This is a genomic window from Pseudoalteromonas rhizosphaerae (genome assembly GCF_902498845.1).
GTDB classification, from domain to species: domain Bacteria; phylum Pseudomonadota; class Gammaproteobacteria; order Enterobacterales; family Alteromonadaceae; genus Pseudoalteromonas; species Pseudoalteromonas rhizosphaerae.
In genome coordinates this window covers 109,708-125,765 of sequence record NZ_CABVLM010000009.1, presented here as the reverse complement: position 1 = coordinate 125,765, position 16,058 = coordinate 109,708, and the positions used below count along the sequence as shown (strand labels likewise).

Genomic DNA, 16,058 nt, shown 5'->3' with positions numbered 1-16,058 from the left:
AAAAATGAGCTACACCAAGACGCAAAATCCGCTGCAAAACATAGTTAAAAAGCCTAAGCGTTTAGAAACGCGGTTAATAATTTGGGTTACAGGGCTGTGTGTATTACAAGCGGTGTTATTTGGCGGTTTGGTGTATCGAATTACCGCACAAAGTTTGCATGATCACATTGGTGACAAAGCACTCGCTGTGGCGACGAGTATTGCATCAAGCGATGATGTCGTTAAAGCTTTAAAGAACCCTAGTAACTTGGTGGCAATCAACCAAGAAATAGAAAATCTGCGCCAGCTAACTGGCGCAGATTTTATTGTTATTGGTGATAAAAATGCGCATCGAATCGTCCATCCAGATAGCAATAAACTCGGTAAAAAAATGGTTGGCGGTGATAGCCAAGACGCGTTACACGGCGAGCGTTATATTTCAGTGGCGCAGGGCAGCTTAGGTGAATCCATTCGCGGTAAAGTGCCGGTATACGATGAGCAACAAAATATTATTGGTTTGGTCTCGGTCGGTTTTTTAGTGCAATCGGTTGAGCCGTTGATCCGTGAGCGGATTGTTGAAATTATGATTTGGGGTTTGTTGTTAGTTGCTTTGAGTATTATTGCCGCTATCTTTATTGGTCAGCGAGTAAGAAATGCCATCTTTGGTTTGCAACCAGATGAAATAGCGAGGTTGTTTTCAGAGCAGGACGCTATTTTAAATACCATGCGTAGCGGTGTTATTGCACTTGATCCCGACGGACGAGTACGCAAACTGACCCAGCGTGCTTGCGAAATTTTAGATAAACCAGTTGCCTGTATTAATCAGTCATTAACTCTGAAAGATTTACTGCCAGAGCATGCTGAGTTTTTATTACGAAATCAGCGTCGTAAAATGGTTGGCTTTGAGTTGTTTGCTGCGGATAAACGTTTGGTGTTGTCGCGTTTTTCATTGCAAGTGCAAGGGCAGGCGGATGGTATTTTACTCACTCTGCGCCCAGCTGATGAGCTTGAATACTTGAGCCAGCAACTTACTAAAGTACAAGCATTTGCCGAGTTGTTAAGGGTGCAAACCCATGACTATTCGAATAAGCTAAATCTAATTGGGGCGCTTATTCAAATGGGTAAAAATGAGCAAGCAATCGAATTGATCGGCCAAGAAAGCCAAGGTTCACAAGCACAGATCCACCATTTATTAGAACGTATTCAAGATCCTGTGTTAGCCGGTTTGCTGGTGGGTAAATACCATAAAGCCCGCGAGTTAAACGTAGTATTGGAATTAAACCCAGAAAGTTTACTTGGTGCCATCGCACGTACTGAAATGTTAGAACGAGTAGTATCAATCTTGGGCAACTTAATTGATAACGCCATTGATGCGGCGATCAGAGCCAGTAAAGATCGAGAACCTCATGTACGAGTCACGGTTGATGAAACGAGTAAGACATTATTGTTTGATGTCGAAGACAGTGGTTTTGGCTTGGGTAACGACCATGAAGTGATATTTACCCCACAATACAGTTCAAAAGCAGGGGCAGAGCATGGCATTGGTTTATATTTAGTGAAAACTAATTTAGATTCGTGTGGTGGTAGTTTAGAAATTGGTGAGTCAGATTTAAAAGGCGCGAGATTAAGCGTCTATATTCCTAAATAACCCTAAGGTAATTTAGGCTAATAAGCAGTGGCCAAGCAAACAATAATAAAAGTAAATGGGCTAACATTGCAACGCTAAAATGAGTAATAAAAAATGACATATTCAGTAGTTATCATCGAAGATGAGCTCGAAGTTGCACAACTTCTTGCTCAATACCTGCTTTTACCGAATGGGGTTGCGGGGAATCAAACTGCCCGACAAAGCTTGCGTCAAGGTCAGTATCAAGTAGTTGGTATTGCAGCAAACTTAAGTACAGCTACCGCGCTATTACAGGCGATAGAGCCCGATTTGATCTTACTTGATATCCATCTACCAGATGGCAATGGCCTTGAGTTATTAACAGACTTGCGTCGGCGCTCAATTAAAAGCGAAGTGATGCTACTGACTGCCGCCAAAGAAGTCGAAACTCTTGAAAAGGCAATGCAGTTAGGGGCGTGTGATTTTTTGGTTAAACCTTTGATGCTTAATCGACTTGATCAGGCGTTAGCGCGATTTGAGTCACGCCAGCAGTGTTTGTCTGATGCTAACGAGGTGACCCAATCTATGGTCGACACTTTATTTGGCTCAAGCGAACAAAGTAAAGCACCGGTTAGACTGCCGAAAGGGGTTGATCAGCTTACTTTAAAAAAGATTATTGATGCATTTAAAGAGCACAAAAAAACGCCTTTTACAGCACAGCAAATGGGCGATCTTGTAGGAGTAAGTCGCTCAACTGCACGCCGTTACTTAGAGTATTTACTAGAGGCAGAGCAAGTCAGTGCCGACCAAAGCTATGGCAGCATAGGTCGGCCAGAGCGCTGTTATAAAATGGCTTAGTTATCTGGCAAAGCGCTTAAGTCTACCTCAGGCGCTTGACCAACTGGGCGTTCAAATTCACTGTGCAATTTAGTTGGGCCTGTAAAAAAGCCAGTGTTGCGTAAGTAAAAACCTGCGTTTTCAGTGCCTCCTTGATAATCCATTCTCGATTGCTTGGCAGCCGTTGCATCATAAGTAAATTGTGCTTTATCAAGCGAGTGCCATTGGCCTTGAGTATCTCTGAGCCACTGATTACTGTATAGCGCTTTGCGCTCGAATTGCCCTGCATCAGGGATGAAGTTTTCTAAGAAGCTGTGTGGCCTTGCCACATATGTATCTGTACTAGGGCGTCTAAATGAAGCAATGAACAGCCACTTTGCGGCGATAGGGTCATAAAAATATGCGCTGTAGTCGGTATGATTAGCAAGGTTTTCAGTCGGATTTACTTTCAATAAAAAGCGGTAGGTTTGTTCTGCTTGCCAAGGGAATACTAAATAGCTTTGCCCGCCAGAACCTTCATTACCAAACTTACCGGTATACACATCATGCCCTTTAGCTAATTGCTGAATACGCATTTCCACAGGAATAGCAGCTGGATCATCGGTCTGAAAAGGACTCCATACTGAAAATAATACACGGCGTTCAGTGTCAGAGTTTACTTGCATACCAAAGTAACCCTCAGCAAAACCATTGGCCATAAAATACGAGCCTTGATGATCATACCCTTGTGGTACGCTCAGCTCTGAATAGAACCATTGATAGTTTTTAGTCTTGTCAGGTGTGGGATAGTTTAAATGCACGGAAGGCCCGCGACGACCCCAATAAATATCATCTTTTACATATAAAGGCGCCGCCGACTCTTTATCTAGCGTGACAATAAGACCTTGAATATCAACAAAGGTGTCAGCTGTTTTAGCGATACCGGTAAGTTGCAATTGTTGGTATCCGATTTGATCTGGCAGAAACTCGCCAAGATCGATATCTTGAAATTGCTGATTAGTGAGCGTAATTAACTGACTCTGTTGATTAAAGTCGACTTTAAGCTGGCTGCGATCGCCTGCAACTTTTACGCGCAACTTTAAATTAAAAGCCGCTTTTGTTGGCAGGTAAAAGTAGTGATTAACTGGTATTGCAGAGTCTTGCCAGTGCGTGATCCCCACATCACTAATCAGTTTTTTATTTGCTGCGATACTATGGCTAGTAGCACTATTGCCATAACTGGGAATAAAGTAATCCGTGGTTTGGTTTGCCACTGCAAATGGCGAAAATGAAGTCCATAATAATGAACCAATAAATAGTAAAACTCTCATAGTGAGCTCCATAAAAAGCGCCGACAAACGGCGCTAATATAAGAGGGTATACCCAAGCCTCCTCAAGATGTGAATTCTGCATCTTGAGGTGGTTTGGGTATAAGCTTAAAATGATGCTGAAAAGCCAAGGCTAATCGAGCGACCATAGCGCGCTAAGCGACGAATTTGTTCTTCTGTTTTTACGTATGACCACTGTCTTTCATTGGTTAAGTTGGTTACGCTTAAATCAACTCGCACTTTCTCAGTGATATTGTAACTGGCACTGAAATCGTATTGGCCGTAGTCTGCCGCCCATTCTGGTCCGCCCCATGCATCAGGATAGACTAAGTAGTCGTCGCGCCAGTTATAAGCAATACGGGTTTGATAATCACCTTTTTCATAATAAATAACCGCGTTATACGAGTGCTCAGACATCCCCACAAATGGCAGATCATTTAGCTCTTCGTCGTCATAGCTGCTGTCTGTGAAAGTATAGTTTATTTGTACACCCAGGCCATCGAATGGTGCTGGAAGTATTTCGTCAAAAGACTGCTGATAAGCTGTTTCAAAGCCTAAAATTGTTGCGCCTTTTTCCGATGTAGGTGAGATTTTTGTAAAAACTGGGCCTTCTACAGCCACTCCATCTTTAAAATAATTACCCACTTGCGCAGTGCCTACTCGGCCGCGGGCAATCACTGATTCGATGTCTTTATAGTAGGCTGCAAAGGTTAGTGCACCATAGTCAGAGAAATACCATTCAATCGTCGTATCTATTTGATTGGCTCTTAGTGGCTTAATACCCGGGTTTGAGGCATGGTATTCGGCATTATTAAAATCTAAGTAGCTATAAGGCGATAGATAATCTAAGTTTGGCCGTGTGATTACTTTAGCCGCACTAAAACGATAGAGTAAGTCATCACGTAGATGCAATTTAAAGTTTAAGCTCGGTAGTACGTCGGTGTAGCTTTCTTCAGTGGTGGAGCGGGTGTAATAATCTTCAATTTCACCCTCAACGCGATAGCTTAATGCGCCATCTTTTTCGGTTATATTGTAACGAACATTATCAACATCAAAGATGTAACCATCTGATGTGACATCGGTTTGTATTACACGGACGCCCATGTTTAGTGCAAAAGGCAGTTTAGCAATATCGCCTTGTAGATTTGCTTCAACAAAAGCCGCTAAGGTCTGCTCAGTAAGGGCGAATGAATCCTTTGGGCTGTTCTTTGCGACAATTTTATCTTGCGCCGCTTGTGGATTAATTGATTCATAAAAAGCATACAGTTTGTCGTAATTAAAGCTTGCCCATGGATCCGGATGTTTACCAGGCTCACCATCTAAGAAGTTATCAAAGTTAGCTGGCACGAGTACATCTGCTGGTAAACGAAATAGGTTTAAGCCGCCTAGCTCTTCAACACTTGAGTCGTCAAAACTGTCGTATTCTGAGTTTTTAAAATAAGCGCCACCATTACTGAACATTGATGCATTTTTTGATTTATAAACACTGCGTTCTTTGGTTTGTTTGCCGTAATGAACGCCAAATTGAATATCTTTCACTAGTTCAAAAGAGGGAATATAGGTTGCTGCTAAGCGCACCTCTTCTATTTGGTCTTTCACATCGGTGCCTGAATTGTAGCTGTAATGCGCACCAAAAGGTTGTTCTGCACTCAGTGCTGGGGTCATGGTCACATCTGGCAGCATATTACTACCGGTTTGGTCGATAGTGATACCATCAACAAAACCACGTGCAACAATAAAACGATTGTTACCATTGCTGACATTTTTAGCTTGTGACTGTGAAATATCTAAATCAACCGTTAAGCTCTCTGTGGCATACCAAACCGTATTAAAACCCCATTGCCAAGTATCTGTATTACGTGGCACAGACACATTTAACAGCTCAGCCATTGCGCCATCAACTAGTTCTACATAATTAGCATTACCATCTTCATTGAACTTTACTTCACCGATAGCGGGGATCCCCGGTGTCCAAGATTCATCATAGGTTACAAATGAAATTTGATATTGCTCACCATTGGTTTCGTATTGTGAGTACATGCTGTCAAAGTTAACATCTATACTATCTGACGGGCGCCATTGCAGCGCTAAGCTTGCACCCAGTCGCTCACGCGTATCCTGCCAATTTGAATAACGTACATAGCCTGGAATAATCGATGGGTATGATTGCTCATTATCTTCAAGCTTGCCGTTGCCGTTACTATCGATTGGGATACGTACATCAACATTCTCGTCTGGATCATAAAAACCTTCACCTTCATAAGAGTCTTCACGCTGTGTTCGTTCAGAATATACCGCTGTAAACAGCGCTCCAAAGGTATTATCAAAAAAGGTATCACTAATTAAAAACGAAGCTTGTGGATTGGTGTCGCCAGTACGTTCTTCATAAATGCCTTTGGCACTGCCTGATAAAGTGAAACCATCTAAATCCAAAGGTTTGCGGGTTTTGATATTGATAACTGAGCCAATGCCGCCTTCTTGTGTTTTACTTTGTGGGGATTTGTATACTTCGAGGGATTGGACTATTTCGGGGGCGATTAAATCAAAATTAAAGTTACGGCTAGAATGCTCTGATGCCATGCGTCGGCCATTAACGGTGGTAACGTTGTAGTCACCACCTAAACCTCGCACGGTAACATTTTGGCCCTCGCCGCCGTTACGGGTAATTGCAATCCCCGTCATCCGTTGCAATGCCTCGGCAATGTTTTGGTCGGGAAACTTACCGATATCTTCAGCAACGATAGCATCCATAACCCCTACAGCTTGTTGTTTTAAATACAGGGATTCTTTAATACTCGAGCGAACACCTCTAACTTCAATTACTTCGACTTGCTCTGCTTCGGCTTCTTTTTCTTTTTTTTTGTCTTCATCAGCTGCCAGCGAGGTGCCACTGAAGATGGCGCTCATAGACAAAAACAGTGTGGACAGTTTTAGTTGTGCTTTCATAATAGTTACCTGTATTTTACTTGTTGATGGTTGTTTTTTTATTGAGTTATTGCCACGCGTGTTGAGTGTATTTTTCTCCAACACGCGTGAGGTTAATTACGAAATAATGCCAAGTGGTTTTGCTTGCTGCCAAAGACCACGGGTGAAATCTGGGAAGTCTTTGCTGTTACTTCTATCGGCTACAGAATCAACAGATAGCGGGAAAACAGCTGACCATGCGGCTGCGTCATACACATCTTGATCAAGTGGTTCGCCATTGCGTAGGCAAAAAATAATCCGCCAAAACATCAAGAAGTCCATGCCACCATGGCCGCCGTTGCGTTCAGCCTCAGCGCCCATTTTTTGCCAGAGCGGATGATCGTATTTGTTATACCAATCAGCCATGTCATAATCCCACTCGTGATAGCTTTTACTGCCACCTTGCTCAAGTGCGATCCTATTTGGAAAGCCAGCAAACACACCGTTAGTGCCTTGAATTAAGTTATGACGAGAATAAGGACGTGGGGTGGTGGTATCGTGTTGCACCATAATGCTGCGACCTTTAACCGTTTTAATAATGCTGGTATTCATATCACCCGCAATATAGTTAAGTTTGTTGCGGCTATGATCTGCGGGGAATTCTTTTTTAGCGTAGGCTGCACGGCCTAATGATGGCGAGCTCATCGAGCTTATATAGTCAAAACGATCGCCACGATTGATATTCATGTATTGTGAAACAGGGCCTAAGCCATGAGTTGGGTATAAATTACCATTAACCGCTGCATGCCATGGTGTACGCCAAGAACCTGTTTTATGGTCAATTTCTTTCATTTGCCAGCGTAGCTCATGGATATATGCTGCTTCACCATGCAACAATTCACCAAAAACGCCTTGGCGAACCATATTAAGAACCATTAATTCGTCGCGTCCGTAGCAAACATTTTCCAACATCATGCAGTTTTTCTGAGTTCGCTCAGAGGTGTTTACTAGTTGCCATGCCTCTTCTACAGTCACTGCTGCTGGTACTTCAACAAAAGCATGCTTGCCGCTTTCCATGGTATCGACAGCCATCGGCGTATGCCACTGCCATGGTGTTGAAATAATAACAATATCAATATCTTGGCGTTCTAGCATACGGCGGTAATCGTGATCGTTTTTGCCATAGGTGTCTGGTTTTTTAAAACCTTTATCAACAACAATCTTCACGGCCCTATCTACAACGGCCTGATGGGTATCACAAATTGCTTTAATTTCAACGCCATCAAGATGACAAAAATGCTTAACAGCACCAACACCACGTTCACCCACGCCAATAAAACCAACCCTTACTACGTCCATTTTTGGCACAGTTAAGCCAAGGGTTGAACGTCCTTGTTGTGCGGTTCTTAATATCGATTTGGAATTGGTGGTAGAAGCACAACCCAAAGCCGCGCTGGTTGCTGCAATTGCGGCCATTGATTGTAAAAATCGTCTACGGTTGAGATCGCCCATAACATTGCCCTTATTGTTTATTATTTGTAAATTTGTTTTCGCAGGCTTTTATTTGTACACACAACAAAATGTCAATGCAAGATAAAAATCTTTCGTTTACTTTCATTTTTAAGGGTGTTGTTTTTATTTTTTATTTTAAAGTCTTTATTTACAGTGGCTTAATTGCGTTTTTTAATGTTTAAAGATAAATGTAAAAAAATTGAATTGAAAGTAAACGAAAGCTGCGTACAATGAATGAAAGTTAACAATGAAAGAGAGCGGACATGCTTAACACTATCGAAAGGCGTCATGAGATTGTGCAATTGGTCTACAAACAAGAGCGGGTGCAGGTTCCTGAGTTGGCTCAGTTGTTTGGTGTTTCAACGGTAACTATCCGTAACGACTTAAATGAGTTGGATGAAAAAGGATTGTTGGTACGGTCCCGTGGTGGTGCAGTTGCCAGTAATCGCTTAACTCAAGAATTATCATTAAAAGAAAAACACGATGCAAATCGCGGTATTAAAGAGCGCTTAGGTAAATTTGCGGCGAGTCTAATTAAGGATGGTGAATCGATTATTTTAGACTCAGGGACAACAACTGAAGAAGTCGCTAAAAATCTAACCAGCCACCACGGCGTAGTTGTGATGACCAATGGCTTAAATGTGGCGCACTCACTACTTAATGCGCCATCGGTTGAAGTGTTAATGACTGGTGGCACGCTACGTAAAAAATCACTGTCATTTTATGGCCGCCAAGCTGAACAGCACTTACAACAATATCACTTTGATAAGTTAATTTTGGGTGTTGATGGCTTTGAAAAAGATATTGGTATTACAACGCACTTTGAGCTTGAAGCTCTGCTAAATCGGGTGATGTGTGAAGTATCGCGAGAGATCATAGTAGTAACAGATTCTAGTAAATTTAATCGTAAAGGCGTGCATAAAATTATTGCCGCCAGTGAAATAAACGTACTGGTTACAGACAGTGGAATTCCAGCAGAGATAAAAACCGCGCTCGAAGATGCAGGTGTGCGGTTACATATTCTCGATCTTTAACTTTCATAACTAAACAAAGATTATCTAACGAAGAGGCTTGCAATGACGATATTACAGCAATTAATCGCAGCGAATAAACGCGGCGAAAAACAGGGTATTTATGCCGTTTGTTCCGCTCATCCATTGGTGCTAGAAGCTGCCATATTGCAAGCCAAACAAGATAATAGTTATTTATTAATCGAAGCAACCGCTAATCAGGTCAATCAGTTTGGTGGTTATACGGGTATGTTACCTGCTGATTTTATGGCATTTATTGAGCAGCTTGCGACAAAGCAAGAGTTTGCAATTGATAAGCTGATCCTTGGCGGTGACCATTTAGGCCCTGTGTGTTGGTGTGATGAAAGCGCTGAATCGGCGATGCAAAAAGCTGAGCAGTTGATCGCCAGTTATGTTGGTGCAGGATTCAAAAAAATTCACTTAGACACCAGTATGCGCTGCGCCGATGATGAATTAATTTTAGCTGATGAAACAGTTGCAACACGTGCGGCGCAGTTGTGTGCAGTGGCTGAACAAACAGCATTAGATACCTTTGGCCGCAGTGACTTAGTCTATGTTATTGGTACTGAGGTGCCGCCGCCCGGTGGTGCCGATGAGCAAATAGATACGCTTGCAGTCACAGAAACTGACCATGTTGCTAGTACATTGGCATTGCATCACGATGCATTTTTACAGCAGGGGTTATCATCGGCATGGCAGCGAGTGGTTGGCTTGGTTGTACAGCCAGGTGTGGAATTCGATAACACGCAAGTATTTGATTATGATAGCGCTAAAGCGCAACGGCTAAAGCAATATATAAAGGCCGTTGATGGCATTGCCTTTGAAGCACATTCAACTGATTATCAAACGCCCATTGCGTATCAACAATTAGTAAATGATCATTTTGCGATTTTAAAAGTGGGCCCAGAGCTTACCTTTGCTTTGCGTGAGGCATTATTTGCATTAAGCCATATTGAAGATGCGCTAATAGACACCGAGCAATGTTCACATATACGCACTGTTATTGATGCCGATATGCAGCAGTTTCCGAAAAATTGGCAGCGTTTTTATCAAGTTGATAAATCAGTGCAGCAGCTTTATCGTCGCTTTAGTTTTAGTGATCGAATCCGTTATTACTGGGGACAACAAGGCAATCAAGCTGCCGTTGATAAGCTATTTTGTAATTTACAAAAACAACCGATACCACTGCCGTTACTAAGCCAATATATGCCATTGCAGTATCTTGCAGTGCGAAATAACACCCTGCAAAACAGCCCTAAATCTTTGGTACTTCATCACATAATGCAAGTAACCAGTCGCTACGCAGATGCGTGTTTTAAACAACAATAGACGTAAGTGAGGTAGTAATGTCTAGTTATTTAGCAATTGATGAAACCCTTTTAGAAGCTAAAAATAGTTTATGGACTGCAAAAGAAATTATGCAGCAGCCCGATTGTTGGCGAGCAACGCTCAGTATTGTAAAAGCTGCGCAAGCGCAGCTAGATAGTTGGCTTGCGGGCGTATTAGATAAGCCAAATGCGCAAATAATTTTTACCGGTGCCGGTACCTCAGCTTATGTTGGTGAGGCGGTTGTTGGTTATTTGAATCAACAATTGGATATTGCTTGTCGAAGTGTTAGTAGCACAGAGCTTGTTGCCTGCCCAGAGCAGTATTTACAGCCAAATAAGTCAACTTTATTAGTGTCATTTGCACGCTCGGGCAATAGTCCTGAAAGTGTTGCCGCTGTTGATGTAGTGAATAACTATGTAAAACACTGCGCGCATCTATTTATTACTTGTAACCCTGATGGAGCACTGCATAAACAAGTAGCGCAAGATGAAAACTATTTCTCGTTATTGATGCCTACGCAAACACTTGATCACAGCTTCGCTATGACCAGTAGTTTTACCTCAATGTTGGTGGCAAGTGTGGCAATATTTAGTGATGCAGATAACGCTGTTTTAACTATTGCAGAAGCGGTTGAAAAAAATATTGCTGGTAAATTAGCTGAACTAAAAACATTGGCTGAACTGCCTATGCATCGCTTAGTGTATTTAGGCGCAGGATCCTTAAAAGGCTATGCGCAAGAATCAGCATTAAAATTATTAGAATTAAGTGCGGGTCAAGTTATGGGGTATTTTGAATCCCCGCTTGGTTTTCGTCACGGCCCAAAATCATTGGTTGATGATAAAACCTTAATTATTTTATTTGGCTCAACTAATACCTATACCAAGCAGTACGATATTGATTTGTTGAATGAGTTACGTAGTGATAATAAAGCTATTGATGTTCATGCCTTGGCGCTGCCAGATGACACGGTGATGCAGCAATTAGACGATGTATTTAATGGCTTATATTATATGGTCTGCGCGCAAATAATGTCGTTCTATAAAGCGTGGCAATTAGGCATTACAGTAGATAACCCATGCCCAACTGGTGAAGTAAACAGAGTGGTGCAAGGGGTGACGATTTACCCGCTAAAACAAGGTGATATTAATGACTAAGCAGTATATTTATGGCATTGATATTGGCGGTAGTAAAATTGAGCTTGCTGTATTTGACGCTTCATTAAAGCAACTTGAATCATGGCGCATTGCGACTCCGCAAAATAGTTATCAAGACTTTCTAAATGCGTTAGTAGGTATGATTTTAAGTGCTGATCATAAATATCAATGTCACGGTGCGGTCGGTATTGGTATGCCTGGCATTGTTAATGCGAACCAACAAGTACTGTCGGCTAACGTGCCTCATGCGACCGGTAAAAATGCCGCGCAAGATTTAGCTCAGTTAATAAATCGCCCGGTTGCGATCGAAAACGATTGCCGCTGTTTTGCACTCTCAGAAGCGCGCAGCAGCGTTGGTTTGCAACATACCCGGGTGTTCGGTGCAATTCTTGGTACTGGTGCGGGTGGTGGGCTGTGTATTGATGGTCAATTGTATAAAAGCGCCCAGGGAATTGCTGGTGAATACGGTCATTACGCACTTTCTGCAGTGTTACAGCAGAAGTACCAGTTACCTATTTTAAAATGTGGCTGTGGTTTAACAGGGTGCATTGAAAGTTATATTGCAGGCCCTGGCTTGGCGAGAATTTACCAGCACTTTTCTGGCGAAGTATTAACTACTTTTGAAATTGTTGAAGGGTTGAGAAAAGGCGACGTATTTTGCCAACAAAGCTTTGCCTGTTATTTGGATTTAATTGGCAGTACTTTTGCGGCAATTATTATGGCCTATGACCCTGAGGTGATTGTAGTTGGTGGCGGTATGTCTTTAGTTGATGAACTAATGAGCAAGCTTGAAGAGGCAATCGTACCGTATGTATTTGCTGATATTCGGGTGCCAAAGATAGTGCTTGCTGAATTTGGCGATGCCAGTGGCGCTCGCGGTGCCGCTATTTTGGCCAAAGAACAAGTGGGAGCGCTGGCATGATTGGATCCGTTTTTTACGTCAAAGCTGATGTAATTTATTGTCAAAAACGAGTACTTAAAAATCACTTCATGTTAGTTGAAAATGGCATTATTAGTCACTTTACGCAAAACCCTAAAGCCGGTGTGCCTATTGATGATTATGGTAATGCTGCAATTATTCCAGGCTTAATTGATTTACACATTCATGGTCGCGAAGGTTGTGATGTGATTGATTGTAAAATGAGTAGTATTGAAACGATTTCATGCTCACTTGCAGAGCATGGAGTAACAGGCTTTTTAGCAACGACTGTGACCACCGATTGGCAACAAACACTTAATGCTATGAGTGTAATTGGTCAGGCATACACGCAGCAACCTAGCGGTGCACAGTTGCTAGGTGGCTATAGTGAGGGCCTGTTTTTCAGTGAAGTTCATAAAGGCGCGCACAATCAAGATTACTTTTTAGAGCTATCGCAGTCGCATCTAGAAGCGATGATTAATGCAGCCATGGGTAGCTTAAAAGTGGTTGCGTTGGCGCCAGAAAAGCCAGGCGCAAATGCATTAATTGAATACCTGACAGCGCAAGGAATTAGGGTAATGCTTGGTCACTGTGATGCCAATTATGAACAAACCCAAAGCGCGCTTGAGCATGGCGCATGCGGTGGGGTGCATGTTTTTAATGGGATGCGTGGCATTCATCATCGTGATCCAGGTTGTGCCGGCGCGGTATTGATGAATGATGACGCACTTGTTGAAGTGATTGCAGATGGTGTACATCTTCATCCTGCAATTTTAAAGCTGATCTATAAGCTAAAAGGTCCACAAAAAATCGCTTTGATCAGTGATTGTATCAATGCTGGTGGACTAAATGATGGTGAGTATAAATTGGGTAAAATGGATGTTGTTGTGCAACAAGGTGTGGCGAGAACTGCCTCCGGCTCGTTAGCTGGCAGCACTTTAACGCTTGAGCAAGCAGTTAAAAATATACATCAATTAGGCAGTGTTGAGCTACGTGAGGCGATAAATATGGCCAGCATTGTGCCCGCGCAATTTCTTAATATTGCCAGCCAAGTTGGTTCTTTAGCGGAAGGTAAGCATGCGAATTTTGCTATTTTAAACAGCGATTTTAGTATTCAGGCGACCTATGTGAAGGGTCAGCGGTGCTTTTTTAAAAGTGCATAAAATGGCTAAAGCGCTCGGCTTTAGTGTGGCTATGCGCTTCAAAACCCATAGAAAGTAAAATATTATAAAATTGATTGCATTTTAAGCGACATGTATGGTGATGTTCGCTATAAGTAATGCTATACTCCCGCCGAATAATTTTTCGACTTTATTAAGAGTAAAATAATGGCAGATTTATCGAAGTACAGAAACATTGGTATTTTCGCGCACGTTGATGCGGGTAAAACCACGACTACTGAGCGTATCCTAAAGCTTACTGGTCAAATCCATAAAACTGGTGAGGTTCATGATGGTGAATCAACAACTGACTTCATGGAACAAGAAGCTGAGCGCGGTATTACTATCCAGTCTGCGGCTGTAAGCTGTTTCTGGAAAGATCACCGTTTTAACGTTATCGATACTCCTGGACACGTTGACTTCACAGTTGAAGTATACCGTTCATTAAAAGTACTTGATGGCGGCATCGGTGTATTCTGTGGTTCTGGTGGTGTTGAGCCACAATCAGAAACTAACTGGCGTTATGCTAACGAATCAGAAGTTGCACGTGTTATTTTCGTAAATAAATTAGACCGTATGGGTGCTGATTTTTACCGTGTAACAGAGCAAGTACGTAAAGTACTTGGCGCAAACCCACTAATCATGACGTTACCAATCGGTATCGAAGATGAGTTCTGTGGTGTTGTTGATGTTTTAACTAAAAAAGCATACATCTGGGACGAAACTGGTCTTCCAGAGAACTACACGATCGAAGACGTTCCAGCTGACATGGTAGACAAAACTGAAGAATACTATGAAATGCTAGTTGAAACTGCTCTAGAGCAAGACGACGAACTTCTTGAAGCGTATATGGAAGGTGAAGCGCCTTCTTTAGAAGATATCAAGCGTTGTATCCGTAAAGGTACTCGTGACCTTGCTTTCTTCCCTACATACTGTGGTTCTGCTTTCAAGAACAAAGGTATGCAATTAGTACTTGACGCTGTTGTTGACTACTTACCATCTCCTACAGAAGTTGATCCTCAACCTCTTATGGATGAAGAAGGTAACGAAAATGGTCAATTCGCAATCGTATCTACTGACGAACCATTCAAAGCGTTAGCGTTTAAGATCATGGATGACCGTTTTGGTGCATTAACTTTCGTACGTATTTACTCAGGTAAACTTAATAAGGGTGACACAATCCTTAACGCGTTTACTGGTAAAACTGAGCGTGTTGGCCGTATGGTTGAGATGCAAGCAGACGACCGTAACGAATTAACTAGCGCACAAGCTGGTGACATCATTGCAATCGTAGGTATGAAAAACGTGCAAACTGGTCACACTCTTTGTGATCCTAAGCACCCAGTAACACTTGAGCCAATGGTATTCCCAACTCCAGTAATCTCGATTGCTGTACAGCCTAAAGATAAAGGCGGTAATGAGAAAATGGGTGTTGCTATCGGTAAAATGGTTGCAGAAGATCCATCTTTCCAAGTTGAGACTGATGAAGATTCAGGCGAAACTATCCTTAAAGGTATGGGTGAGCTTCACTTAGATATCAAAGTTGATATCCTTAAGCGTACTTACGGCGTAGACCTTATCGTTGGTCAACCACAGGTTGCTTACCGTGAAACTATCACTCGTGAAATCGAAGATAGCTACACGCATAAGAAACAATCTGGTGGTTCTGGTCAGTTCGGTAAAATCGACTACCGTATCAAGCCAGGCGAAGTTGCTTCAGGCTTCACGTTTAAATCATCAGTTGTTGGTGGTAACGTACCTAAAGAATTCTGGCCTGCAGTTGAGAAAGGCTTCAAGTCAATGATGAGCGAAGGTGTGCTAGCTGGCTTCCCAGTGCTTGACGTTGAAGTTGAACTTTTCGACGGTGGCTTCCATGCCGTGGATTCATCTGCAATCGCATTCGAAATCGCTGCTAAAGGCGCTTTCCGTCAATCGATCCCTAAAGCGGGCGCACAACTTCTTGAGCCAATCATGAAAGTTGACGTGTTCACTCCAGAAGATCACGTTGGTGATGTAATCGGTGACCTTAACCGTCGTCGTGGTATGATGAAAGACCAAGAAGCTGGTTTAACAGGCGTTCGTATTAAAGCTGACGTTCCGTTATCAGAAATGTTCGGTTACATCGGTTCATTACGTACAATGACATCAGGTCGTGGTCAGTTCTCTATGGAGTTCTCACACTATGCACCATGTCCACAAAACGTAGCTGAAACTGTAATCGCTGCAGAAAAAGAGAAAAAAGCTGCTAAGTAATTAGCCTTTAAACTCTTAAAAAAACCCGCACCTGTTGCGGGTTTTTTATTGCCAGAAATATTATCCC

At 42.4% G+C, this 16,058-nt stretch carries 11 protein-coding genes; 8 read left to right on the top strand and 3 right to left on the bottom strand.

Annotation, left to right across the window (positions count from 1 at the left end):
* Nucleotides 1-4: 4 nt before the first annotated feature.
* Nucleotides 5-1,627 carry an ATP-binding protein gene (locus tag PSR9079_RS14835; RefSeq protein WP_145240093.1) on the top strand — a complete coding sequence of 541 codons (1,623 nt, stop codon included), beginning with the start codon at nt 5-7 and terminating at the stop codon, nt 1,625-1,627.
* 93 nt (nt 1,628-1,720) lie between these two features.
* Nucleotides 1,721-2,443 (top strand): response regulator, encoded by a 723-nt coding sequence (locus PSR9079_RS14830; RefSeq protein ID WP_149982231.1) that lies wholly within the window; start codon nt 1,721-1,723, stop codon nt 2,441-2,443.
* On the opposite strand, the gene PSR9079_RS14825 is transcribed toward PSR9079_RS14830, so the two are convergent.
* From PSR9079_RS14825 to PSR9079_RS14815, 3 genes are all read right to left on the bottom strand, one after another.
* Entirely contained in the window at nt 2,440-3,732 is a 1,293-nt protein-coding gene (locus tag PSR9079_RS14825) for a DUF3472 domain-containing protein (protein WP_179959195.1), read from the bottom strand. The genes PSR9079_RS14830 and PSR9079_RS14825 overlap by 4 nt on opposite strands.
* 105 nt (nt 3,733-3,837) lie before the next feature.
* Nucleotides 3,838-6,675, bottom strand: coding sequence for a TonB-dependent receptor (locus PSR9079_RS14820; protein WP_145240087.1), 2,838 nt, complete (start codon nt 6,673-6,675; stop codon nt 3,838-3,840).
* Between the two features lie 96 nt (nt 6,676-6,771).
* The gene (locus PSR9079_RS14815; RefSeq protein ID WP_149982229.1) at nt 6,772-8,145 is read right to left on the bottom strand and encodes a Gfo/Idh/MocA family protein; all 1,374 of its coding nucleotides are present in this window, start codon (nt 8,143-8,145) and stop codon (nt 6,772-6,774) included.
* A 263-nt stretch (nt 8,146-8,408) separates the two neighbouring features.
* On the opposite strand from PSR9079_RS14815, the gene agaR reads away from it, so the two are divergent.
* The 6 genes from agaR to fusA all read left to right on the top strand — a co-directional run bounded on the left by agaR (nt 8,409) and on the right by fusA (nt 15,991).
* Nucleotides 8,409-9,179: a transcriptional repressor AgaR gene (gene agaR, locus PSR9079_RS14810; protein ID WP_145240083.1), complete on the top strand. Its 771-nt coding sequence runs from the start codon at nt 8,409-8,411 to the stop codon at nt 9,177-9,179.
* Between the two features lie 42 nt (nt 9,180-9,221).
* The gene (locus PSR9079_RS14805) at nt 9,222-10,505 is read left to right on the top strand and encodes a D-tagatose-bisphosphate aldolase, class II, non-catalytic subunit (protein WP_149982228.1); all 1,284 of its coding nucleotides are present in this window, start codon (nt 9,222-9,224) and stop codon (nt 10,503-10,505) included.
* A 17-nt stretch (nt 10,506-10,522) separates the two neighbouring features.
* Complete coding sequence (locus PSR9079_RS14800; RefSeq protein WP_149982227.1) at nt 10,523-11,659, top strand: SIS domain-containing protein; 1,137 nt, start codon at nt 10,523-10,525, stop codon at nt 11,657-11,659.
* A complete protein-coding gene (locus PSR9079_RS14795) occupies nt 11,652-12,581 on the top strand; it encodes an ROK family protein (RefSeq protein WP_145240076.1) in 930 nt (309 codons plus the stop codon). The genes PSR9079_RS14800 and PSR9079_RS14795 overlap by 8 nt, the downstream gene beginning before the upstream one ends.
* The gene (gene nagA / locus PSR9079_RS14790) at nt 12,578-13,741 is read left to right on the top strand and encodes an N-acetylglucosamine-6-phosphate deacetylase (RefSeq protein ID WP_149982226.1); all 1,164 of its coding nucleotides are present in this window, start codon (nt 12,578-12,580) and stop codon (nt 13,739-13,741) included. Before PSR9079_RS14795 ends, nagA begins: the two co-directional genes overlap by 4 nt.
* A 165-nt stretch (nt 13,742-13,906) precedes the next feature.
* Nucleotides 13,907-15,991 (top strand): elongation factor G, encoded by a 2,085-nt coding sequence (fusA, locus tag PSR9079_RS14785; RefSeq protein ID WP_145240072.1) that lies wholly within the window; start codon nt 13,907-13,909, stop codon nt 15,989-15,991.
* The last annotated feature ends 67 nt before the right edge of the window (nt 15,992-16,058 follow it).

Bases quoted from the DNA above. Each gene is read 5' to 3' on its own strand.
- nagA (WP_149982226.1), top strand. From the start codon at position 12,578: ATGATTGGATCCGTTTTTTACGTCAAAGCTGATGTAATTTATTGTCAA.
- PSR9079_RS14795 (WP_145240076.1), top strand. From the start codon at position 11,652: ATGACTAAGCAGTATATTTATGGCATTGATATTGGCGGTAGTAAAATT.
- PSR9079_RS14800 (WP_149982227.1), top strand. From the start codon at position 10,523: ATGTCTAGTTATTTAGCAATTGATGAAACCCTTTTAGAAGCTAAAAAT.
- PSR9079_RS14805 (WP_149982228.1), top strand. From the start codon at position 9,222: ATGACGATATTACAGCAATTAATCGCAGCGAATAAACGCGGCGAAAAA.
- PSR9079_RS14820 (WP_145240087.1), bottom strand. From the start codon at position 6,675: ATGAAAGCACAACTAAAACTGTCCACACTGTTTTTGTCTATGAGCGCC.
- PSR9079_RS14825 (WP_179959195.1), bottom strand. From the start codon at position 3,732: ATGAGAGTTTTACTATTTATTGGTTCATTATTATGGACTTCATTTTCG.
- PSR9079_RS14835 (WP_145240093.1), top strand. From the start codon at position 5: ATGAGCTACACCAAGACGCAAAATCCGCTGCAAAACATAGTTAAAAAG.
- fusA (WP_145240072.1), top strand. From the start codon at position 13,907: ATGGCAGATTTATCGAAGTACAGAAACATTGGTATTTTCGCGCACGTT.
- PSR9079_RS14815 (WP_149982229.1), bottom strand. From the start codon at position 8,145: ATGGGCGATCTCAACCGTAGACGATTTTTACAATCAATGGCCGCAATT.
- agaR (WP_145240083.1), top strand. From the start codon at position 8,409: ATGCTTAACACTATCGAAAGGCGTCATGAGATTGTGCAATTGGTCTAC.
- PSR9079_RS14830 (WP_149982231.1), top strand. From the start codon at position 1,721: ATGACATATTCAGTAGTTATCATCGAAGATGAGCTCGAAGTTGCACAA.